At 70.8% G+C, this 21,727-nt stretch carries 26 protein-coding genes; 10 read left to right on the top strand and 16 right to left on the bottom strand.

The features are described from left to right. Positions 1–2 precede the first annotated feature (2 nt). Entirely contained in the window at positions 3–3,266 is a 3,264-nt protein-coding gene (locus KSK32_RS30520) for a S8 family serine peptidase (RefSeq protein WP_216935052.1), read from the bottom strand. Positions 3,267–3,645: 379 nt separating this feature from the next. On the opposite strand from KSK32_RS30520, the gene KSK32_RS30515 reads away from it, so the two are divergent. Further along, entirely contained in the window at positions 3,646–4,029 is a 384-nt protein-coding gene (locus KSK32_RS30515; protein WP_216936438.1) for a Fur family transcriptional regulator, read from the top strand. A 44-nt stretch (positions 4,030–4,073) separates the two neighbouring features. Here KSK32_RS30515 and KSK32_RS30510 read toward each other — a convergent pair whose 3' ends face one another. Together KSK32_RS30510 and KSK32_RS30505 are read right to left on the bottom strand one after the other, a co-directional pair. Continuing rightward, on the bottom strand, positions 4,074–5,111 hold the full coding sequence (locus KSK32_RS30510) for an LLM class flavin-dependent oxidoreductase (protein WP_216935050.1): 1,038 nt from the start codon (positions 5,109–5,111) through the stop codon (positions 4,074–4,076). Then, positions 5,101–5,493: an SCO5389 family protein gene (locus tag KSK32_RS30505; RefSeq protein WP_216935048.1), complete on the bottom strand. Its 393-nt coding sequence runs from the start codon at positions 5,491–5,493 to the stop codon at positions 5,101–5,103. Before KSK32_RS30505 ends, KSK32_RS30510 begins: the two co-directional genes overlap by 11 nt. A 652-nt stretch (positions 5,494–6,145) precedes the next feature. Here KSK32_RS30505 and KSK32_RS30500 point away from each other — a divergent pair. The 3 genes from KSK32_RS30500 to KSK32_RS30490 are packed head-to-tail and all read left to right on the top strand — an operon-like array spanning position 6,146 to position 7,276. Next, positions 6,146–6,415: a BON domain-containing protein gene (locus KSK32_RS30500; RefSeq protein WP_216935047.1), complete on the top strand. Its 270-nt coding sequence runs from the start codon at positions 6,146–6,148 to the stop codon at positions 6,413–6,415. Between the two features lie 34 nt (positions 6,416–6,449). Beyond that, entirely contained in the window at positions 6,450–6,821 is a 372-nt protein-coding gene (locus tag KSK32_RS30495; RefSeq protein ID WP_216935045.1) for a DUF1330 domain-containing protein, read from the top strand. 38 nt (positions 6,822–6,859) lie between these two features. Further along, on the top strand, positions 6,860–7,276 hold the full coding sequence (locus tag KSK32_RS30490) for a hypothetical protein (protein WP_216935043.1): 417 nt from the start codon (positions 6,860–6,862) through the stop codon (positions 7,274–7,276). 3 nt (positions 7,277–7,279) lie between these two features. On the opposite strand, the gene KSK32_RS30485 is transcribed toward KSK32_RS30490, so the two are convergent. Together KSK32_RS30485 and KSK32_RS30480 are read right to left on the bottom strand one after the other, a co-directional pair. Further along, complete coding sequence (locus tag KSK32_RS30485; protein ID WP_216935041.1) at positions 7,280–7,669, bottom strand: DUF4190 domain-containing protein; 390 nt, start codon at positions 7,667–7,669, stop codon at positions 7,280–7,282. 70 nt (positions 7,670–7,739) lie between these two features. Next, positions 7,740–8,954 carry a DUF2254 domain-containing protein gene (locus tag KSK32_RS30480; protein WP_216935039.1) on the bottom strand — a complete coding sequence of 405 codons (1,215 nt, stop codon included), beginning with the start codon at positions 8,952–8,954 and terminating at the stop codon, positions 7,740–7,742. 116 nt (positions 8,955–9,070) lie between these two features. Between KSK32_RS30480 and KSK32_RS30475 the strand changes: the two genes are divergently transcribed. From KSK32_RS30475 to KSK32_RS30465, 3 genes are all read left to right on the top strand, one after another. After that, positions 9,071–9,910 (top strand): L,D-transpeptidase family protein, encoded by an 840-nt coding sequence (locus KSK32_RS30475; protein WP_216935037.1) that lies wholly within the window; start codon positions 9,071–9,073, stop codon positions 9,908–9,910. Positions 9,911–10,008: 98 nt separating this feature from the next. Then, positions 10,009–10,389: an SCP2 sterol-binding domain-containing protein gene (locus KSK32_RS30470; RefSeq protein WP_216935035.1), complete on the top strand. Its 381-nt coding sequence runs from the start codon at positions 10,009–10,011 to the stop codon at positions 10,387–10,389. Then, positions 10,386–12,419 carry a glycogen debranching N-terminal domain-containing protein gene (locus KSK32_RS30465; protein ID WP_216935033.1) on the top strand — a complete coding sequence of 678 codons (2,034 nt, stop codon included), beginning with the start codon at positions 10,386–10,388 and terminating at the stop codon, positions 12,417–12,419. Before KSK32_RS30470 ends, KSK32_RS30465 begins: the two co-directional genes overlap by 4 nt. Positions 12,420–12,438: 19 nt before the next feature. Here KSK32_RS30465 and KSK32_RS34295 read toward each other — a convergent pair whose 3' ends face one another. The 10 genes from KSK32_RS34295 to KSK32_RS30420 form a co-directional block, all read right to left on the bottom strand. Then, entirely contained in the window at positions 12,439–12,564 is a 126-nt protein-coding gene (locus KSK32_RS34295) for a hypothetical protein (protein WP_256451509.1), read from the bottom strand. Positions 12,565–12,604: 40 nt separating this feature from the next. Further along, positions 12,605–13,225, bottom strand: coding sequence for a DUF1264 domain-containing protein (locus KSK32_RS30460; RefSeq protein ID WP_216935031.1), 621 nt, complete (start codon positions 13,223–13,225; stop codon positions 12,605–12,607). A 97-nt stretch (positions 13,226–13,322) separates the two neighbouring features. Next, positions 13,323–14,003: a hypothetical protein gene (locus KSK32_RS30455; RefSeq protein WP_216935029.1), complete on the bottom strand. Its 681-nt coding sequence runs from the start codon at positions 14,001–14,003 to the stop codon at positions 13,323–13,325. Between the two features lie 57 nt (positions 14,004–14,060). Continuing rightward, the gene (locus KSK32_RS30450; RefSeq protein WP_216935027.1) at positions 14,061–14,246 is read right to left on the bottom strand and encodes a hypothetical protein; all 186 of its coding nucleotides are present in this window, start codon (positions 14,244–14,246) and stop codon (positions 14,061–14,063) included. Then, positions 14,240–14,452, bottom strand: a complete 213-nt coding sequence (locus tag KSK32_RS30445) for a hypothetical protein (RefSeq protein WP_216935025.1) — start codon at positions 14,450–14,452, stop codon at positions 14,240–14,242. The genes KSK32_RS30450 and KSK32_RS30445 overlap by 7 nt, the downstream gene beginning before the upstream one ends. An 87-nt stretch (positions 14,453–14,539) precedes the next feature. Next, a complete protein-coding gene (locus KSK32_RS30440; RefSeq protein WP_216935023.1) occupies positions 14,540–15,067 on the bottom strand; it encodes a DUF421 domain-containing protein in 528 nt (175 codons plus the stop codon). Positions 15,068–15,115: 48 nt separating this feature from the next. Next, the gene (locus tag KSK32_RS34290; RefSeq protein WP_256451630.1) at positions 15,116–15,661 is read right to left on the bottom strand and encodes a RidA family protein; all 546 of its coding nucleotides are present in this window, start codon (positions 15,659–15,661) and stop codon (positions 15,116–15,118) included. After that, complete coding sequence (locus KSK32_RS30430) at positions 15,562–16,245, bottom strand: GPP34 family phosphoprotein (RefSeq protein WP_216935021.1); 684 nt, start codon at positions 16,243–16,245, stop codon at positions 15,562–15,564. Before KSK32_RS30430 ends, KSK32_RS34290 begins: the two co-directional genes overlap by 100 nt. Next, entirely contained in the window at positions 16,242–16,961 is a 720-nt protein-coding gene (locus tag KSK32_RS30425) for a hypothetical protein (protein WP_216935019.1), read from the bottom strand. The genes KSK32_RS30430 and KSK32_RS30425 overlap by 4 nt, the downstream gene beginning before the upstream one ends. A gap of 26 nt (positions 16,962–16,987) precedes the next feature. Next, a complete protein-coding gene (locus KSK32_RS30420; RefSeq protein WP_216935017.1) occupies positions 16,988–17,869 on the bottom strand; it encodes an ABC transporter ATP-binding protein in 882 nt (293 codons plus the stop codon). Between the two features lie 107 nt (positions 17,870–17,976). On the opposite strand from KSK32_RS30420, the gene KSK32_RS30415 reads away from it, so the two are divergent. From KSK32_RS30415 to KSK32_RS30405, 3 genes are all read left to right on the top strand, one after another. After that, the gene (locus tag KSK32_RS30415; RefSeq protein ID WP_216935015.1) at positions 17,977–19,128 is read left to right on the top strand and encodes a sensor histidine kinase; all 1,152 of its coding nucleotides are present in this window, start codon (positions 17,977–17,979) and stop codon (positions 19,126–19,128) included. Next, positions 19,128–19,730: a response regulator transcription factor gene (locus tag KSK32_RS30410; protein WP_216935013.1), complete on the top strand. Its 603-nt coding sequence runs from the start codon at positions 19,128–19,130 to the stop codon at positions 19,728–19,730. Before KSK32_RS30415 ends, KSK32_RS30410 begins: the two co-directional genes overlap by 1 nt. Before the next feature lie 64 nt (positions 19,731–19,794). After that, complete coding sequence (locus KSK32_RS30405; protein WP_216935012.1) at positions 19,795–20,676, top strand: NAD(P)H-binding protein; 882 nt, start codon at positions 19,795–19,797, stop codon at positions 20,674–20,676. 455 nt (positions 20,677–21,131) lie between these two features. Here the strand turns inward: KSK32_RS30405 and KSK32_RS30400 are convergent, their stop codons facing one another. Beyond that, positions 21,132–21,689, bottom strand: coding sequence for a GNAT family N-acetyltransferase (locus KSK32_RS30400; protein ID WP_216935011.1), 558 nt, complete (start codon positions 21,687–21,689; stop codon positions 21,132–21,134). Positions 21,690–21,727: the final 38 nt, after the last annotated feature.

The raw sequence follows: 21,727 nt of genomic DNA, 5'->3' as shown, positions 1-21,727 counted from the left end.
GGTCAGTTCACGGTGCCGACGGACACCGCGCCGCGGCCGACGACCGCGCCTTCGTCGGTGACCAGGTTCAGCTCGCCGAACAACTGCCGACCCTCGGCCGGGGCCGCGTCGACGGTCACGGCGCCGGTGATGGTGGCGCTGGCGCCGTTGGGCAGGGACACCGTGGTGCCGGGTGCGGTGACCTGGCCCAGTGCGGGGGAGTAGAACACGTCCCGGTAGTCGAACTGCGTGGTGCCGGCCGGCACGGCGTACCCGTCGACCTGCACCGTGTACGTGCCGGGCTCGGGATTCGGGATGGACACCGACTCCTCGGAGTCGCCGTCGGCGGACTGGCCGACCTCGACGCCGTCACGCAGGACGGTCAGGTCCAAGTCGGCGGCCAGGTCGCTGGTGTTGCCGATGGTGACGTCGAGCCGGGTGGCGCCCTCGGGCACCTCGACGGTGTAGGTCTTGCGCTCACCGTCGGCGATGCTGTCCCGGGAGGAGGCCGAGCTGCCCAACGGACCGCCCTGACCGGTGATCACCACCGGGCCGAACAGGTTGGTGACAGTCCAGGTGACCGGAGTGGACTCACCGGCGGTCACGCTGGGCAGCGTCACCACGGCCGGCTCCACCTTGACGCCCTGCACCCGCGCGGTGAGCTGGAACGGGTTGTTCAGCGACGGCGAGGTACGCCGAGCCTCCACCTCGATCTCCCAGATGCCGGGCATCGGGTTGGCGTAGTCCCGCTCCTGCGGCTTGCACACCGCCGCGTCGGAATAGTTGGTGTAGCAGGCGGTGCTGGCGGTGCTCTCCACCGGCACGCCCCAGGGGTTGACGGCGATGAACCGGGTCTGGGAGCCGGTGGCGATACCGGACAGGTTCACCTGCAGTGCGGCCGCACCCTCGGGGACCGAAACGAAGAAGCTGGTGGTCGAGTTGCGGTCCACGCTGCCCGAGCCGGAGAACGCGTACGCCGGCTTGGTGGGCCGCTCGGCGGCGACGACGGTGTTCAGGACCTCGAAGTCGACCACCTTGGTCTTCGGGTCGTCGATGCGCAGGATGGCTCCGTGGGCGCCGGCCTGCGGGGTGGCGGTCACCGGGATGGAGACGGCCTTGTTCAGCGGCAGGTCCACCGACCTCGGGGCGCGGAACGTCCCGTCGTTGCCCCGCCACTGCAGCTTGTGGCGGATCACGCCGGCCGGACCGCTGGTGCGGGTGACCTTGACCTGGTAGGTGCGCGCCTGGCCGACCTTCTGTCCGCCCTGCCCGGGGGCGCAGCGGTTGTAGATGCCGGTACCCCGGCCGGGGGTGGCGAGGAAGTCGGAGATCGGCGTGCACACCGGTGCGCTCGCGGTGTAGCCGCGCGGGGTGACGGGCTTGGCCAGCAGCTTCCAGGCACCCGGTACGTCGAGCAGGCCGTTGCCCTGCGCGTACGCCGGCTCGCCCTTGATCCACGAGGCCGAGCTGACCAGGGCCCGGCGCAACGCCGCCGGGGTGACCCCGATGTCGGTCGCCCTGGCTGCGGACAGCAGCAGCGCGGCGCCGCCGGTGGCCTGCGGGGAGGCCATCGAGGTGCCGTTGAACATGGCGTAGCCCGGCGGCAGCGAGTAGCCGGCCTCGGCAGTCGGCGAGCCGGCCTGCCACAGCGGGATGGTGGAGATCGCCGAGCCGGGCGCGCTGATGGTCGGCTTGAAGCCGCCGTCCTCACGCGGCCCGCGCGAGGAGAACGGGTGCAGCTGGTACGGCCGGCGGGTGACCGAGCCGTAGTTCGCCAGCCAGGTCTCCCGGCTGATGCTGGAGGCGACGCTGACCACGTTGTCGGCGACGGACGGGTCACCCACGGTGTTGACGCCCGGGCCGGAGTTGCCGGCGGAGATGAACATCTGCACGCCGTAGTCGTTGATCAGCCGGTCGTACAGCTCGGCGCGGGCGTTGTTGGCGTCGTTGAGCGCCGGCAGGCCACCGATGGACATGTTCACCACGTCCACCTTGCGGTTGACCACGAGGTCCACCATGCCGGTGGTCAGCGCCGCCGCGGTGCAGCCCCCGCCCCAGGTACAGGCCCGGGAGGAGACCAGCTTCGCGCCCGGTGCGGCGCCGTCGAAGCGGGTGTTGCCGAGCATGTCGTTGGCCGCGGTGATGCCCGCGACGTGCGAGCCGTGCGCGTCCTCGACGATGCCGATGTTGACGAAGTCCGCGGTCTGACCGGGCAGGCCCGCCGGTCCGAGGTCGACGTCCTCGCGGTACTCGACCACGAACGGCATCTGCTCGCGCACGGCGGTGGCGGGATCGTCGGTGCCGAAGTGCCCGACGTCGAAGCGCTCCTTGTAGGGGCGCATCACCGGGTTGTCGGTGAAGTCACCGTCCTGGTCGGAGTCCACCCGGATGTCGTGGCTGGCCGGATCGTAGAGGATCCCGAAGCTGTCGGAGGTGTCACCGTCACGGTTGACGTCGCCACCCGGTTCGCTGCCCTCGGTGATCTTCTCGTTGAAGACGTTGAACAGCCAGGTGCCCGCCGGCGCGGTCCACTGGCGCCCGGCCGCGGTGAACGACGGGCCGGTGACCTGCGTGCGCATGGCCCGCCAGGTCAGGTCGCCCTCCAGCAACGGGTCGGTGGCGGTCACCCAGTCGACGATCTTCCGCTCACCCGTCGAGGTGGTCTGCAGAGCGGGATTGTCCAGGTCGACGCCGGAGTCCATGATGCCGATGGTGATGCCGCGGCCGTCCCACGTCGGGTGGGCCTTCTTGAACGCCACCGCGCCGGTCTCCCCGGTCGGCATGTAGGGGTTGTCCGCCGGTGTCGACGCTCCCGGGCCTGACGGAGCGGCCTGCGCGGCAGCCCGCCGGCCGGGCAGGGACTCGGCGCGGGGATCCGGCAGCGTGATCGACTCGTTCAGGTCCAGCGCCGAGACGCCGGGTAGCTTGGCGGCCTTGACGACCTTGTCCGTCGGAACCTGAGCCAGCACGTAACCGACCTGGTCGACCCGGTGGGTGACCGTGCCGCCGAGCTTGCGGATCTCAGCGGTGACCTGGCCGGCCTTGCCCTTGTCGGTGGCGACGATGACTGTCACCGCCGGCTTGCGCTGTGCCCGGGCGTCGGCGAGCAGCCCGGCGTCGTGGCTGCCCAGGGCCTCGGCCGGCGCTTCCTTCGGTGCCTCCGGCGCGGGTGCTGCCGGCTCGGCCGCTGCCGGGTGCGCGCCGGTCAGCGCGACCGCGCTGGTGGCGACGGTGGAGGCGAGCAGGGCGGCGAAGCCCCGCCTGCCCCACGGGGATGGATGTCTCACGGGCGGATTCCTCCCAGAGCGAGCGCCCGGTGACGGGCGCGACTGAAGGGGATCCTCCGCTCATCGAAAGCCATTGTCACCAAGTGCACGAGACGTTGTGACCAGGCCGTGACCAACCTGCGGCTCGGCGTCACACCGAGGCTTGGGTCAAGGCGTGGCAGGTGGGCGCGATGCCAGCCCAGACCGCGTTTCGGTCTCGGCGGGCATCAGTGCAGCACCGAGACGGTCAGCAAGACTATTGCACATATGCGTAATGCATAATGGGTGCGGATGTCGAAATGCCCGCAGCGAGGCGTGAGAGCGCGCCGTCGAACAGCCGCAGCGGGCCGGCCACGGATCGGAACGGAGACGGCAAACGGTGAGCGAGGCAACGACCGGCATGACCCGTAACACCCGCCAACGCGCCGAGGTGCTGGCGCTGCTGCGCGAAGTCGAGGGCTTCCACAGCGCGCAACAGCTGCACCAGATGCTGCTGGATCGCCAGGCGCGGGTGGGCTTGACCACCGTCTACCGGACGCTGCAACTGCTGGTCGACGCCGGTGAACTCGACTCCACGAAGCTGCCGGGCGGAGAGCAGCTGTACCGGCGGTGCAGCCAGAGCCGCCACCATCACCATCTGGTGTGCCGCGAGTGCGGTCGGACGGTCGAGGTCGCCGGGCCGGCCGTGGAGCGGTGGGCGGACCAGGTCGCCAGCCAGCACGGCTTCACCGACGTCGGCCACACCATGGAGATCTTCGGCACCTGCAGCACCTGCGCCGCCTGAACCGTACCGTGGTGGAGCCGCTCACCGCCGAGATCGGCCCGCTTCTACCGGCTGTGCAGCACTTCACTGCTGAACCGGTCGATGGTGCGCAGCGTGGTTGTCCGATCGCCGGTCGCCTCGACGAGGAACAGCAGGTGGCGTACGCCCGGAAGCGCGGCGGCGGCCGCCACTGCCGCCCGGCATCGGTCCGGTGAGCCGACCGGGTGCACGGCAACCAGGCGACGAACATACGCGTCGATGTCGGGCGGACCGGCTCGGCCGCCGTCGAGACGGACGTACTCCCGGGTGCCGGCCAACAACCCGGGAAGCTCATCGCGTACGGCGCGGGCCGCCGCCACGTCGGTGTCGTCGACATGGGCCAGGTGGACACTGCCGTGCGGCACCTGCGAACTGTCGTGACCGTGCTCAGCCGCGATCCGTCCGTAGCGAGCGAGCAGCGACCGCTTCTCGTCGAGATCGGCGTGCAGGCCCAGGAGTAACGGCAGACCGTGACGGGCGGCGAGGTCGACGGTCGCCGGGGACGTCGCCGCCACCCAGGTCGGAACCGGCCGTCGCGGCCGGGGCACCACCTGCACCGGCCGGAACGGAAAACGTGGGTTGCCGGCGACCGTTGCCGCCCCGGACAGCCACCTGAGCAGGATCTCCACCGCATCGGCCATACCGTGCGAGTAGCGATCCTCGCCGGTGCCGAAGACCTCGACGTCAACCCACGGGCCGCCACGCGCGATGCCGAGACGGAAGCGCCCGCCGGACAACTCGTCGAGTAGTACCGCCTCCTCGGCCAGGCCCACTGGATGCCGTACCGACAGCACGCACGCGGCGGTGCCGACGACGATCCGGCGGGTCGCCCCGAGCAGGTGCGCGGCGAAGGCCGTCGCCGAGGGGCACACCCCGTAGGAGATGAAGTGGTGCTCGGCGATCCAGACGCCGGCGTAGCCGGCGTCCTCCGCCGCCAGTCCGAATCGGTGCGCGTCCGCCAGGGCCTCGGCGTGGCTGCCGCCGGCCCGGTGCCCGGCGAGCAGGAACAGATGTGCCTGGACCTGCCCGCCGGGCGATCCGACAGCGTGGTGGTCAGCAGTCACGCAGCTCTGGTGACTGGTTGAGAAGCTGCCCTCGGGTCGAGACGAACCTGCGGTAGACGTCGGTGTCGACGGCGCTCAACCGGAACGCGGCCACCCGGTGACAGTTCTGAAATGCCAGCTTCACCCCGAAATGGCGCTCCAGACCTGAGCGGATCGCATCGCTGGCCAACGCCCGCAAGAGCTGGCCCCGCTCCGCCTCGGTCGGCGGCGGCACGACGTTGTCGGCGAAGTCACCGGTGGAGGACTGTAGATCCGCGACCACCCGGGTGACGGTGGCCCAGGCGTACGGGAGGGAGTCGCGGACACAGGCGACGAAGGCGTCGTCGTCCACGGGGCCCGCCTCGGCGGCTTCGAGCAGGGCAGGTGGGACGGTGAGAGACATGATCCTCCTAGGAACCTGAAACGACCATCGCTACCATTAGGGTTACGGAAGGAGCACACCACGTAGTCGTACGGCTCGTCAACAGTCCTCACTGGACCCCGCTCGGCGCGGGCCGCTCCGGGCGGCAGCGACGGCGGCCGGACGCTGTCTCGCCAGCGGTGACAGGCGATCCGATTCAGGTCGCCAGGGGTGCGGGTATCCGGGGGGCCGCTCCCGATGACAATCGAAGCGGAACTCATTATCGTGAAGCCGTCCGCGAGGTAGGGGGTACCTCAGGTGAGGCGGACCCGGCCGGCGCGGCGCCCACCTGCGGACGCACGTCGGCCGGCCCGTGCCAGAGGCGACGAGGGTCGGGGCGCCGGGTGGATCGCCAGTGCAAACCATAGTCAAAAGCGTTAGTGTCGCGCGGGCTGTCTGCCGGCGCCTGGTACCTCCGGCGAGGGGATCCCGCCGACGGACCGGCGCGGCAGCATGTCGTCCCCTGCCCGGGGCCAGCAGGAGAAACCGCGGCCGGCGCGGAACGGAGCGGCGATCGATCGAGGCGGCGAACTGTCGCACAGGCGGGTGCAGATCGTCACGGGTTTGTCGTATTTCCGGTCGAACCATCGGGGTACGGCCTGAAGAACCCGATCGCGATGTGAGGAGACCCGCCATGACCCACCCGTGGTTCTTTCCGGAAGGGCTGCCGCCGCTGTTTCACGAGGGCCCGGTCACTGACGACATTCGGTTGGCGTGCCACGTCGTCGAGCAGATGAGTCGTGACCCGCTGCTGCGCCACGAGCGCATCTGTGTCGAGGCGCAGAACCGGGTCGTCATCCTGGAGGGCCGGGTCGGCTCGGCCGAGGCGCTGGCCCGTGCACGCGCACTCGCGTGGGCCGTCTCCGGGGTGCACGATGTCAACGTCAGGGTGTACGTGGCGTGACGCCGGCAGGCGAGGACGACAGGAGAAACAGGTCATGGCAGTCGATCCCATCGGTGAGGACCTGAAGGCGTTTCTCGCCACCGACCCCGACGGTCCGGTGGTCATGCTCAACCTGCTGCGTTTTGCCGAAGGGGGACGGGAGTCCTACGCGCGGTACGGCGCCGCCCTACGGGAGACGTTCCTGCCTCGCTACGGCGGCAAGGTGCTCTACGCCGGTGAAGGTGGACCGGCCCTGGTGGCGGAGGAGGGGCAGCAGTGGGACGCGGTGCTGCTGGTGCGCTATCCGAGCCGGACGGCGTTCAGCCGGATGGTCGCCGACCCGGAGTATCAGGAGGTGAGCCGGTGGCGGACCCTGGCACTGGAGGAGGCCGTTCTGCAACCCACGTTCCCGTGGGCCGGGAAGTGAGCCGCAGCCGGCCGCGGCGAGGGAGGGAACGCCCGCGGGTGGACACGCGCCGGGCGCTGGCAGCACTCTCGGCAGCGACGATGCTCGTCGCCGGCTGCGCCCGTCAGCCGCGTGACCCCCAGCCGTCCCCGGAGCCGACCTCCACCGTCCGGCTGGGCACTGTCGCGCGCGCCGAGGCGGGCTCGCGTCTGACCGTGACCGCCACTGTCGACCGCGTCATCACCGGCACCGCCTTCGTGGTGCGCGACGTCGACTTCACCGACGGGACGCTGCTGGTGCTGTCCGCCGGTCCGGACATCCCGGAACCGCCGCAGTTGGTGACCGTGGTCGGCACGGTCGTCGACTTCTCGTACCGTGACCTGTCCGGCCGCTATGAGCTCGGGCCCTCCGGCCCCTATCGGGATTTCGAGGGCGGCCGGGCGCTCGTCGCCGGGGACGTGACCGTGTGGAAATGACCGTCAGCTGTCGAGTCGGTCGCGCAGGTCGTCGACCTGCTGCTGGAGTCGGTCCACCGCGCTTTCGTTGTTGAGGAACGTGGTGATGCCCGCACCGAGCGCCAGTCCGAGCAGCAGGGCGATCACACTGAGCACGAGGCCACCGATTGCCACGCCCCGGCCGGTCACCCCCGGTCGGGCGGCCATCTTGAGCCCTGCGATGCCCAGGACGATGCCGACGATGGCGAGCACCACGCCGATCCAGGCGAGGATGGCGGTGAGCACGCTGAACAGGGCGGCCACGCCGAACACGAGCGCGAGAGCGGCGGCTGTGCTGGTCTTGGCCGCCGTACCGGTTCGGCCGGCGCGGGTCGACGCGCCTGTTCCTCGGGCGGGCTCGCTGGACGCGGTCATGGCACTCCCTCCGGGTGAGTACGCCGTGCGGCGCGGACTCGTGCCCGCCGCCTTCCCCGGTTTCGGCGACTCATGCTTCCCGGTGCACGGTCCTGCGGGTGATGTCGGGCAGATGTTCCGGCAACGCCACGGAACGCAGGTCGGCCAGTACGTCGTCCAGGAGGCGGGTGATCCGCGGCTGGTCACGTCCCGCCCGCCGGACGTCGTCGACCGCGACCGCGAGGAAGCCGTCGAAGTCCTGCGTCCGCGCCCGTACGCGTGGTGTGCCGTCGGGATCGTCGACGAGCATGCGGTGACCGGGCCGGCCGGCCAGGCGGCGCAGCAGGTCGTGCATCTCCTGGACGCTGCGGACCGCGGTGGTGGTGTCGTTGATCCCGGGTGACAGGGCCCGCTCGGCGATGTCGGTCAGCTGGCGGAACCCGAACCCGACGTCCTGGCCCAGGGTCCGTTCGACGCCGAGGCTCACCGCGACGCACGCCCGCGCCTCCGGCACGGCCGCAGGGAAGGGACCGCCGGACAGCGGATGGACCGCGATCAGCGGCTGCCCGGCCACCACGAAGTCGCCCGGCGCGGGCAGGACCGACAGGGCGCAGTCGTGTTCGCGGGCCAGCGCGGCGAGCCGGTCGAGGTCGACGTGCTCGACCATGCCGGGCTGCACCGCGGTGATCACCTGCACCGGCGGTGGCAGCGGCGTGACGGGCGCGGCGGCCGGGCCGACCGGATACTGCTCCTCGATCACGCGGCGGGACTGGGCGCCGACCGCCGCGATGATGTGCGAGACCCGCATGACCGTGGTGACGTGGTGCAGGTAGTAGACGAACAGCCCGCTGCTGGCGAACACGAGCGTCATCGTCACGGCGAGCGACAGATCGGGCAGCCGGGCGTCGGCGTCGACGTCGGCCGGCAGCGCCGCCAGCACCACCATGGCGAACAGCGCGGTCGCCAGGAAGGTGCCCAGCGCGACCTGGGTGATCCGGTCCTGCAGGAAGGTCCGCAGCACCCGGGGCGAGTACTGGCTGCTGGCGAGTTGTACGGCCACCACGGTGATGGAGAAGACCAGCGCGGTGAACGAGATCATCGCGGTGATGATCGACGACAGCAGCGACCGTGCGCCGGCCACGCTGCTGGGCAGGATCCCGCCGGTCGGCAGGCCCAGTCGCAGCTCGGCCACCGACAGGCCGAGGGCCAGCAGCACGGCCCCGGCGGCGAACGCCGCCGGCACCAGCCAGAATCCCGACCACACCGCCGCCAGGCGGGACCGGAGGGTACGCGGAGCGCTGCTCATCCCGCAGTAGTCCCCTGCGCGTGCCTTTTGCATGCCTGCCGACGGGTCTGTTTACCTGAAGGGAGACCTCGAACGGACGCACGAAGGGGGTGGGCCGGGACTCCGGCACGCTGATCATGAAGAGCCGACACATCACGGCATCCGTCACCTGCGCCGCCCTGCTGGTGCTCGCGGCCGGCTGCGCCGACGGCCGGGAACCGGAGCCGACCTCACCCGGCCCGAGTCACACGGTGCCCTCGGCCTCGCCGCCGGGAACGCCGGCGGCTCCGACGACCGGCGAGGCGTCCACGCCCGCGCCGACCACGGCGGCGCCCTCGGCGACCCCGTCGCCGCCGAGCACCGCCGACGCCGACGTACGGGACGCCCTGCGACGCGGCGACACCGGCGACCGGGTTCAGGCGCTGCAGAAGCGGCTGGACCGGCTCGGATATTGGGTCGGCGAAACCGACGGCACCTTCGGCCTGCTCACCGAGCAGGCGGTGTACGCGCTCCAGAAGGCGGCCGGCCTGCGCCCCGACGGGATCGTCGGCGCGAAGACCCGGGCCGCGCTCGACGACGGGAGGCGCCCGGACGCCCGCAGCACCGGCGGCCACCTCGCCGAGGTGGACCTGGACCGGCAACTGCTGATGATCGTCGACGACGGCGAGGTGAGTCGGATCTTCAACACCTCGACCGGCACGTTCGAGCGTTACACCCACCAGGGGGAGACCTACCTGGCGGACACCCCGCGCGGCAGGTGGACCATCGACTGGCAGGTCGACGGCTGGCGCGACGGCCCGCTCGGCCGGCTGTACCGGCCGAAGTACTTCCAGGAGCAGGGGATCGCGATCCACGGCTACACCAGTGTCCCGCCGTATCCGGCGTCGCACGGGTGTGTGCGGGTGACGCTGCCGGCGATGGACTGGCTGTGGGCGCAGGACGTGCTGCCGAAGAAGACCCGGGTCTGGGTGTACTGAACGCACACCGCTGCCGTACCCGTTGCCCGCGCGAGGTTGTCGGACGCCTGATCCTGACATTCCCGGCAATAGGGTGCGAAACCCCTTAGGGTGGCGGCATGGACGCGCTCGTCGAGCAGTTCTTCAGCACGCTGCAGGCGAGGACGCCGCAGGGTTTGCGCAGCCCGGTCGACGGGGTGCTCCGGGTCGATCTCTACACCGGGGAGCACACCGAACACTGGGTGGTGACGATGAAGGCGGGCAAGCCGCTCGCCGCCCCCGGCTACGCCGACGCGGACACGGTCTGGCGCAGTGACGCCGAGCTGTTCGAGAAGCTGGTGACGGGTGAGTCCCAGCCGGTGGCCGCGTTGCTGCGCAACGACGCCACGTTGAGCGGCGACGTGACCCTGTTCCTGGCGTTCCGGCGGTTCTTCCCGCCGTCGCCGCACGCGCGTGACCCTCGGACCGTGGATGCGGTGGAACCGGAGACGCCGGCGTGAAGGAATTGATCAGCATCCTGGACGGCAACACGTTCCTGGTGTCCGACCGGCGCGGTGACATCGAGCCGTCGCTGGACTACCCGACCGGGCTCTTCTCCTTCGACACGCGATTCCTGTCCACCTGGGTGCTGACGCTGGACGGGGAGCGACTGAACGCGCTGTCGGTGGACGAGGAGACGTCGTACGACACCACGTACTTCCTCGTGCCGGGTGCGCCCAGCCACTACATCGACGCGAAGATCTCCGTCCTGCGCTACCGGGCCATCAACGGCAGCTTCGAGGAGACGCTGACCGTGCTCAACCACACCACCTCGACCGTCGAACTGACGCTGCGGATCGACATAGGCACCGACTTCGCCGACCTGTTCGAGATCAAGAACGCGCAGCGCAAGCCGGGCGGCGCGACCGTCCGGGTCGAGGGCGCCGACTTGCTGCTGAGCTACCGGCGTGAACGGTTCCACCGCGAGGTCCGCGTGACCAGCAGTGTCCCGGGTGCCGTGGACGAGCAGGGTATGACGTTCCACATCCGGGTGGAGCAACACGCCGAGTGGCGGACGAAGCTGGTGGCGCAGGCTCTGGTCGTCGGGGCCGACGGGCGGGACTTCCGGGAGTCGCTGCCGATCGGCCTCAACCGGACGGTCGACCAGATCCGCGCCGAGCGCCGCAGCTTCGTCGCGGCCGTCCCGCGGTTGATCTGCGACTACGAGCCGCTGGCCACGGCGTACCAGTGCAGTGTGCGTGACCTCGGGGCCCTGCGCTACGAGTCGATCACCTTCGGCAGCCAGCTCATCGCCGCCGGACTGCCGTGGTTCATGACGTTGTTCGGCCGGGACAGCATCTTTACCGGCCTGCAGGCGCTGCCGTTCCTGCCGCGTATCCTGCCGCCGACCATCGCGGTCCTGGCCGGCATACAGGGCAGCCGGCTCGACGACTTCCGCGACGAGGAACCCGGGAAGATCCTGCACGAGTTGCGCTACGGCGAACTGGCCGGTTTCGAGGAGCAGCCCCACTCGCCCTACTACGGCTCGGCCGACTCGACCCCGCTGTTCCTGATCCTGCTCGACGAGTACGAGCGCTGGACCGGCGACCAGAACCTCGTCCGGCGCCTCGAACCCGAGGCCCGGGCCGCCATCGACTGGATCGACACCTACGGCAACAGCCGCGGTACCGGCTACATCTACTACCAGACCCGCAACCCGGAGACCGGGCTGCCCAACCAGTGCTGGAAGGACTCACCGGACGCGATCGCCTATCGTGACGGCCGGCTTCCCGGCTTTCCCCGCGCCACCTGCGAGCTACAGGGCTACGCCTACGACGCCAAGGTCCGAACTGCCCGGCTGGCCCGCACGGTGTGGCACGACCACGCCTACGCCGAGCGGCTCGAGCGCGAGGCCGCCGACCTGAAACAACGGTTCAACCGCGACTTCTGGGTCGCCGACGGCGGCTATTACGCCCTCGCGCTGGATGCCGACGGCAACCAGGTGGACGCCCTGTCGTCCAACATCGGTCACCTGCTGTGGAGCGGCATCGTGGACGACGACCGGGCCAGGACCGTCGGCGACCATCTGCTCGGCCCGGACATGTTCACCGGCTGGGGGGTGCGCACACTGGCCTCCGGCCAGGCCCGCTACAACCCCCTCGGCTACCACGTCGGCACCGTCTGGCCGTTCGACAACTCCATCATCGCCTGGGGCCTCTGGCGCTACGGCATGCGCGAGGAGGCCGGGCGCATCTGCGCGGGCATGCTCGAGGCGGCCCGGCACTTCCAGGGCCGCTTGCCCGAGGCCTTCGCCGGCTACCACCGTGACCTCACCAACTACCCGGTGGAGTACCCCACGGCGTGCAGTCCCCAGGCATGGTCGGCCGGCACGCCGCTGCTCCTGCTCCGCGTCATGCTCGGCCTGCAGCCCCACGACGACCACCTCGTCATCGATCCCGACGTGCCCCCCGGACTCGGCCGCATCGAGGTCCTCGACATCCCGGGACGCTGGGGAGGGGTCGACGCGCTGGGCCGGAGCCGGCCTGACTGACAGGCCGGACAGCCGCCGGTCACATCGCGTCGGCCCGTCCGCCGACCCGTTGCGGGCCGTCGATGAGTACCGGCAGATCCCGGGCCCCTTCGCCGTCGGCGGGCTGCGGGCAGAGGATGGGGCCGGGCGGGGCGTCGGCGATCATGCGCCCTCGATGCGGGCCGAGCGTCCTCGGGTTCTGACGGCTACCGGCCGGTCTGCCGGTCGACCACGCCGAGAATCGGTGTGCTGCCGGGGAACGCGTCGTCGAGCAGGGCGACCCCGTCCTGGGGGTGTGCCCGGTCGACCAGGCCGGAACGGGCGTCGCGCTTCCGAGCCCGGTCGACGTCCGTGGCTTGGTTGCGATGCTGTTCGAGGGCGGGGTCGCACTGGCCGTCGCGGTTGAACGACCACATCAGCATCGGGTCGCCCAGGGGCAGGGTGTCGCCGGGGCCGGTGTCGAGGCGGCCGGTGTGCCAGGTGTGCCAGGTCTTGCCGTAGCTGTTCATGAGCATCGCCATCAGCGCCCGCTCGGCCGTCTCGGGCAGCGTGTCGTGAAGGCGTTCCGAGACGATGTACTCCACGCCGATCAGGTTGGCCTCGTCGGTGTTGCCGTCGAACAGCACGCACTGCAGGAAGTCGTCGTTCACCTGCCGGCAGTAGTGGTGCGCCTCCATCTGCATCGACGGATCCTCCTTCGCCGGGTGAAAACCGACGACGTACCCGTCGAAGCCCTTCAGCGGCGCCATGTTCTGCACCACCTTGGACCCCAGGGACAGACCGCATCGGTGCCCGCCGTGGCTGGTCGGGACGGACGACGCCCTCATCCTGGTTGTTCTCCCTGTTCGTTGCAGGGAAAAGCGACAAGCCACGTCGGCCACTCCGCGTCGCGTTCCCGGTCCGCTACCCGGCCGACTCCGGCGCTCACTCATCTGGTTGGCGACGTTCGTCCTGGGCGCGTTCCCGGCTGAGGAAGAACGCGCCGAGCGCGCCGGCCAGTGTGCCGAACACCGCCACCGAGTACGCGGCCAAAACCAGTTCCAGGATCTGGGCGAATGTGTCGTCCACGCGCAGCGGCTCGCCGGTGATGGTGGTGAGTGCGGCGTCGTGCAGGGCCCGGGGGAGGCTGCGGTAGGAGCCGGTGACCACGAGCAGTTGCCCGGCTGCGAGGATCACGGCGAGGGTCACGACGGCGAGCCAGGCCAGCCGGTCGGTGAGCAGCCGGCCGGCGGAGCGGGATCCGCGGATCGCAGCCGCGACGACGCCGCCGCCCCGGGCCGCCCGTAATGCGCTCGCCGCGCGCAGGAACCGCAGGAACGGCACCGCCAGGAAGATCAGCTGCCACCAGTTGCGTTTCCAGAACTCGCCGGCGCGGTGACGGGCGAGCCAGGCGCGAAGCGTGAACTCGGCGACGAAGACCGCCCACAGGATCCAGCTCGTGACGGTGAGCACGGTGCTGAGCGGCCTCTCGTGGACGATCGCCTGGGCCAGGACGAGCAGCAGGAAGATCAGCCCGAGGACGCCCATCGGCTTGTCCAGCCGGCGGGCGAGGCCGTTCAGGCGGGCGTCCTCCTCGCGGCGTCGCCGGCCCGGATCGTCGTTCACCCTGCCGCAGCCTACCCGCGCGCAGGTCCGGGGACCGCCGCTCGCGGCGGGACCGCCTCACAGATGCTGGTTCCGCCACGCGCTGACGGCCTCCTCGGTGGCGTGCTCCTCTCGGCGCGACACCGCCTTGATCCGCCTGCGGTCACCGGTCATCCGCTGGAACACCGCGAGCGCGCCGCAGGCCGCGACGAGCATCGCCAGGGCGGCCAGCGGCACGACCTGGGTGCCGGGCACCGTCAGCACGGCGGTGACGAGGGTGGAGCGTCTGGTGCGGTGGCCCGCACGATCAGGTAGGACGCGGCGAACACCGCCGCGCCCGCCAGCTCGCGGGCCACGAGCCCGGTGACGTTGAGGAAGGCGAAGACGAAGATCAGGTCGTAGAACATCCCGGCTACCCGGGCAGCCGGCACCAGCCACCGGGACCGGCGGAGACGTGGTGGCCTGCTCACCCGGCCAGTCTCGGGCATCGGGCGGGGGCGGATCCCGGCTTCGCCGTCGCACCCGCCGACCGGGCGCCGCGCCCGGCTGCCGCCCGGTCACCCGTCCGGCCGCGCCATCGCGTCGGGCACGTCCGCGAGACTGCTGCCGTCGCCCAGCCGGCCACGGGTGATGACGCTGAGGCTGCCGTCGGTCTCCAGCACCACCGCCGCGAGCTCACCCAGATCGCCGGTGCCCTGGCTACGCGCGGCCTGCCGGATCTCGCTCTCCGCCACCCGCACGCTGCGCATGGCCTCGTACCGGAGCCGCCCGTCCCGCAGCAGCAGGGTCGGGCGTGCCTTGAGCAGCCGCTGCGACGACGGCCACCGGACCGCGAGCAGCGCGGCTCCGTACTGCAGGCCGACCAGCAGCGCCAGCGCGAGGATCCCCTCGACCAGGGAGACGTCCCGGGACAGCAGGATCGTCGCCAGCGTCGAACCCAGCGCCACGGTGACCACGAAGTCGAAAGCGTTGAGCTTGGACAGCGTCCGCTTCCCGGACACCCGCAGGATCACCACCAGGGCCGGATAGACGAGCAGCGCAACGACGAGCAGACGTAGCAGGTCAGCCGGGTTCTTCCACACCATTCCGTAGAGCTACCCAGGTGGTCCGGCCCCTATCCGCCGCGAGCCGGATCACCTGACGCGGACGCGGCACTCAGCCGAGGACCGTGTCGCTTCGATCTCCACGACGAGCCCGGGCGTGAAGGGAGCCTGCACGCCGACGACGGTGACGGGCGGAGTCGGCGCGGGCAGACCCTCGTCCTGTTGCGCCCGCACGATGCCGGCGAGCAACTCGTCCCACTTCTCCGGGGCCCAGTCCACGACGTAGAAGGTCGGTCGGGCAAGGTCACCGATGTCCCCGCCCGCGCCTCTGACACCGATGATGATGTTGCGCAACGCGGCGTGGGTCTGACCGGCCAGATCCGATGCGGCGGGCCTGAAGTCCGGGGTTACGCCGGCCTGCCCGGCCAGCAGAACCAGCCGAGATCCGGTCGTGACGGCGACCGGCGAGTAGTCGGTCTGCTGAGCAGTCTGTCCGGGTGTATGAGTTCCACGGTCATCTGGTCTCCCTCTCGTAACTAGCTTCGCGGAAGCACCGTGATGGCGACGATGGCGCTGTTGACGACAGTTGCCGTCACGGTGCGGGTCACGGCCTGCGCCGTCGCGTCGGCGCCCCAGTCGCCGCGTTCGAGTTCCTTCGCCCGCGCGATCACCGACGAGGTCCAGGGGATCTCGCGGTGGAACTGCGGGAGGGTTCCGCTCGCCGAGAGCAGGGCCGCGAGCGCGGCGACCCGGGCCGTCGGCTGCACACCGTCGACGAGCGCCTGCCGGACGTCGGCGAGGAGCCGCGCCCGGCGTTCGGTCCGTCCTTCCCGCAGGGCCGTGGACCGGAACAGGCCGAGCACCTTGCGCGGCTGCCGGTCGATGTCCCCTCGCGCGACGAGCCGCTGCAACCCCGGCTCGCGCAGGGTGGGGCCGATCGCCGCGAGTGCCGTCTGCACCCCCCTCGGTTTCTCCGCGAGGTGGTCCCACGCCGGACGAAGGAGACCGTCCGGCGGTGGACTACCGACCACGCTGATCCGGCCCTTGGCCGCCGTGGTCAGGTGGTCACCGAGGGCGAGGTCGGCGAGGACGGCGCCGCCGAGGACGTAGAAGAGCGTGTTCTCACCCGCGACGGTCCCGGACGCGGGCTGGAACAGCAGCAGGAGAAGATCCTCCACCAGGGTCGGAGGGTCCGGGCGCTCCGAGGGGGTGGTGGTCATCGGCGGGGCTCCCAGCGGAAGAGTCGGGTGGCGAGGATGACCGCGACGGCGACCCAGCCCAGGGTGGGCCCGAGCAGGAGCAGGGAGTCGGCCACGGCCACGCCGCCGTTCCAGGCGTTTCTGGTCAGTTCGGTGGCGGCGCCGCCGGGCAGCAGCCGTTTGAGCCAGGCGAGGTCCGCGGTGCCGCTGATGCCCACCCAGGTAACCACGGCGATCACGCCGAGGGTAACGGGCAGGGTGGTGACCTGGGCGTGTTCGGGAGAGTTGGTCAGGCCGGCGGTGGCCAGGGCCAGGCCGATCATCATCGCCAGGGTCGCGAGGACCGCGAGCACGAGCAGGGCGGCGTTGGCCGGCCCGCCGGCGACGACGGCCAGCGCGGTCAGGATCGCGGCCACCTGCACCACCGCGATCGTGGTGGGCGGCAGCAGCAGGCCGGCCAGGATGGTGGAGTCGGCGACGGCGGTGGAGCGCAGTCGTTTGAGGAACAGGTTCTGGCGCCGGGAGGCCAGAGTGGTGACGGCGGTGGCGTAGAGCCCGAAAGCGGCGACGGTGAACAGGACGATCGCCGCGATGTAGCCGAGGCTGCCGATGGCGGCGAACGTCTCGTGCTGGCGGACGAAGAGGACGGAGACGGCGACCGGGATGATGAGGCTGGTGACCAGTACCAGCCGGTTGCGGAGGATCTGGGCCATTTCGCTGGCGGCGATGGACAACACGGTGGTGCTCCTGTCGGGCTGGCGGGTCAGTTGTCGAGGGCGCGGAAGACGTCGTCGAGGCGGGTCGGCCCGGCCTCCAGGCCCTGCAGCTCGACGGCGTGGTCCTGGGCCCACCGGAGCAGGACGTGCAGGTCCTTCTGCAGGGTGAAGGTCTCGACCCGGACCTTCCCGGCGCCGTCGGTCACGGCCGGCAGCGGCAGCGTCGGCACCGCCGCCGACAGCGAGAAGTGGATGACGGCCGGCAGGCTTCGGGTCAGCTCGGAGACGGTGCCCTCGCGGTGCAGGGTGCCCTGGTGCATGAGCCCGATGCGGTCGGCGCGCTGCTGTGCCTCCTCCAGGTAGTGCGTGGTGAGCACGACGGTGGCGCCGTTCTCGCGTAGCCGGTCCACAGTCGTCCAGACGGCGTCGCGGGAGGAGATGTCCAGGCCGGTGGTCGGCTCGTCCAGGACGATCAGCTCCGGGGTGCCGTAGGCGGCGGTGGCGAAGTCCAGCCGCCGCTTCTCGCCGCCGGAGAGCTGTGCCACCCGCCGGCCGGCCCGGTCGGTGAGGTCGACCAGGTCGAGCACCCGGTCGACGTCGTCGGTGCGTCCGCTGAGCCGACCGATCAGGCCGACGGACTCACGAACCGTGAGGTCCGGGGAGAAACCGCTCTCCTGGAGCATGACGCCCATCCGGGGACGGACCGCTCGGCGATCGCCGGGGCGGTGCCCGAAGACACGTACGGTGCCGGAGGTCTGTCTCCGGTGTCCCTCGACGACCTCCAGGGTCGAGGTCTTGCCGGCCCCGTTGGTGCCCAGGAGCGCGTAGAGCTCACCGGGGCGCACCTGGAAGGACAGGTCCTTGACGGCGTGGAAGTCACCGTAGGTCAGGTTCAGACGGTCGACGTCGATCACGGGTGTGGTGGACATGCACCTATGACAGCGCGGAGCCGACCGGACGGTCAGTGGCGTGGTGTCACGACCGGATGTGACGTGATGTCACTGGTCGGGAACGGTGGCCGCCGGATACTGGGAGGGTGACAGTATCGGCGCCGCGCTTCACCGCCTCGACGCAGAGAAGGCTGCGCCGGCTCAACCTCGTCACCTCACTGCCGCCTGTGGTCTTCGCCGCCGTGATTCTGCTCTACATGGACGCGCGTACCTGGTGGCACGTCCTCGTCCTGGCGCCGGGGGCGGTGGCGGCCCTGGTGGCATTCGAACGGTGGGCGGCCAACGACCTGGCCCGGTTCGCGCTGCCCTGCGTGGTCGTCGCCGGAGCGGTGTGGCCATTGGGAGTGCTGGTGACCGGCAGTCCCAACGCGTACTGGGGCGTCTGCGCCGTCGGCTCGCTCGCCATGCGCCAGGTAGGACGGCATCGACCCCGGGCGATGGCCGCACTGTTCGCCTACGTCGCCGCCGTCGGGGCGGCGCGGCTGCTGGTGCAGCGCGATGACATCGCGGGCGTCCTGGTCGCCTACGTCCTCGTCCCGACGGGCCTCACCGTGGTGGTGACCGTCCTCACGGTACTGGGGGAACGGTTCTACGACCTCATCCGCGAACTCGAACAGACCCGGGAGCGCGAGGCCGAACTCGCCGTGGTCCGGGAACGCGTCCGGTTCGCCAGCGACCTGCACGACATCCAGGGCCACACCCTGCACGTGGTCAAGCTGAAGATCGCGCTGGCCCAGAAGCTGCTGCTCAGTGACACCGATCGGGCGGAGAAGGAACTGCGGGAGACGTACGCGTTGGTCAGCGACACCATCACGCAGACCAAGGACCTCGCCAACGGCAAACGGCGGCTCAACCTCACCGCGGAGATCGAGAACGCGAAGAACCTGTTCGAGGCCGCGGGTATCCGCGTCCGCGTGACCCGGGAGGCCGAGGTCGACGCCCGCGTCAGCGAACTGCTCGGGCAGGTGCTGCGCGAGACGACCACGAACATCCTGCGGCACGCGCAGGCCGTCCGGGTGCAGATCACCCTCACCGAGTCGGGCATCACCATCGTCAACGACGGGGTGAACGCCGGCTCCCCGCCGAAGCTCAGAGGGCTCTCCGCGCTGCGGCAACGGGTGGCGGACGACGGAGGCGAGCTGACCGTCGAACTGACCGACGGACGGTTCCTGACAGCCGCGGTCTTCCCGCCCGCCCGGGTCGACGCCTCCCCGGCCGCATCGGAGAGGGACTGCTGATGACCACCATCGTGCTCGCCGACGACGAGGTCCTGCTGCGCACCGCGCTGGCCGCGCTGCTGCCGATGGAGGGCGACATCACCGTCCTCGCCGAGGCCGAGGACGGGCGGACGGCCGTCGAGGCCACCCTGGGGCAACGGCCCGACGTGCTGGTCGTCGACCTGGAGATGCCGGGCATGGACGGGCTCGACGCGGTCGCCGAGATCCGCCGCGCGCGGCCGGAGCAGGTGATCCTCATGCTGACCCGGCACGCCCGCCCCGGCGTGCTCCGCAAGGCGTTACGCCTCGGCGTCCAGGGCTTCGTCAGCAAGTCCGCCGAGCCGGCCCACATCACCTCGGTCATCGCCACCCTGCACGCGGGGAAACGCTGGATCGATCCGGATGTGTCAGCGCTCGCGGTCACCGAGGACTGCCCCCTGACCGACCGTGAGATCGATGTGCTGCGGGTCACCGGCGAGGGCTACTCGGTGGCCGACATCGCCACCCGGCTCCACCTCGCGCCGGGCACCGTGCGCAACTACCTGTCCAACGCCATGCGTAAGACCCAGACCCGGACCCGCCACGAAGCAGCGCGTTACGCCCGCGAACACGACTGGTTGTGACCGGCGCTCGACCGGCCGAGGCCGTGCGCCATGTCACCCGGATAGCGAACCAGAGGAGCTCACGATGCAGCGGAGATCGACCGGAGACGACGTGATTCGGGTGCTGGTGACCGGGGTCCGAGGCAAGACGGGGCTTCCGCTGGCGGAGTCGCTCGCGGCACGGCAGGGCGTCGAGGTGCTCGGCGGCAGTGGTGATCCGTCCACCGTCGGCATCGACGGCGTCCACCCCGTCGCCTTCTCCTGGGACGAGCCCGCCGGGTGGGCGACGGCGACCGATGGCGTCGACGCGGTGTACGTGGTCCGACCGGATCGCCCGGACGCACCCGAGCTCGTCGGGGCACTCGTGGCGCAGACCTCGCCCTCGACGCGGGTGGTCCTGCTGTCCGACAAGGACGCCGGCCACCCGGGCTCCGACTACCCGGCCGGCTGGGCGCCGAGCGTCGAGCGCGCGGTACGCGGTAGCGGGCGCCCCTGGACGATCCTGCGGCCGGGTTGGTTCATGCAGGTCTTCACCGACCCGCGCTTCTACCGGCACCAGATCGCCGACTCGGGGGAGCTGCCGTTTCCCAGTGGTGGCGCCGAGATGGCCTGGATCGACGCCCGCGACATCGCCGCGGTCGCCGGGCGGGCACTGATCGAGGACGGGCACACCGGCCGGACGTACCAGCTCTCCGGTCCGGAGAGCCTGTCGTTGCCACGTACCGCGGAGTTGCTCTCCGCCGCGGCGGGACACCCGGTGGTCCATCGGGACCTGACCGTGGACGAGGCCGTGGCCGGGACCGAGGGCTTCGAACGAGACCTCAACAGGCTGACGTTCGAGCGCGTACGCGCCGGCGGGTTCGCGGTGGTGACCGACACCGTCGCCCGCGTCACCGGCGCGGCGCCGAGGACGCTGGAGGACTTCCTCTCCACCAGCGGACCGGCCTTGCGACGCACGAGCCGCTGACCCGGTACTTCGCACCTGCAGGGCTGGCTCTGCGGCGCGTCGAGGTGGGGCGCCGCCACCTGAGCGATCCCGGCCGGCCGCCGACACCTCCCGGCCGTTCGGCGCCCACCTGCGCATGAGCTGGTGGAAGCCGCTCGTGGTCATCCTCGTGCCGCCGCCGGCGATGGTCCACCCGCTCGCCCGGCTGGACCGCCTCCGGTGTCACCGGCACGCCGATCGGCCTGATGGCGATCATCAGCCGGGGCATCGAGGCGCCGGTCACCTTCCACGTCGCCAACAACGTCCTGTTCGGGATCGTCAACACGGCGATGGCGGACGGCGAGGCCTTCACGATCGACCGGTCCACCGATACCGGCGACGCGTCCCTGCTGATCCTCGGCGCCGTCAACATCGCAGTGGTGGCGCTGGTCTGGCTGTGCGAGCCGCGTACGGGGGAGCCGCCAGAGGTGCCCGGATCAGGCCGGCGAGTGGCTCGCCTCGAACCGCTCGCGGGTCAGGAACGCCAGCTGTGCCCGCTTGTCGGGCATGTCGATCTCGGAGGCGAAGGTGAAGCCCTCGGTCCGCAGCCGTCGCAGCGCGGCCTCGTTGCGCACGTCCGGCTCGACCACGATGCGCCCCGCGGCGGGATTCCGCAGGAGGAACCGGGCCAGTGCCGGACCGATGGCTGTGGTGAGGCCGCGGGCGTAGCGCCGGGGCGGGTTGAGCAACAGGTGCATCCCGACGTCCCCGGGCTGAACCGGGTAGCGCTCGCCGACCGGGTCCGCCTCGGGGCGGTAGGTCTGGAACAGACCGACCGGTTCACCGTCGAGCAGGACCAGGTATGCGTGATGGGTGTCCAGTCCGTCGAGGAAGGTGTAGATCTCGCGCACGTCGTCGAGGCTGTGTCCGCCCATTCCCCAGAACGCGTTGCGGGGCAGGCTGACCCAGCCGTGCAGCAGTTCGGCGTGCTGGTCGGGGCGCACCGGCACCAGCGCCAGCTCGCCGAGGTCGGGAATCTGTTCCTGGTAGATCACGGTCTCCTCTTTCGGGGCTCCGGCGGGGGCCGGGACGC

The sequence above is a fragment of the Micromonospora sp. WMMB482 genome (genome assembly GCF_019038635.1).
Classification (GTDB): Bacteria; Actinomycetota; Actinomycetes; order Mycobacteriales; family Micromonosporaceae; genus Micromonospora; species Micromonospora marina.
The sequence above is the reverse complement of the archived record's forward strand: the minus strand, read 5'-3'. Positions and strand labels throughout refer to the sequence as shown.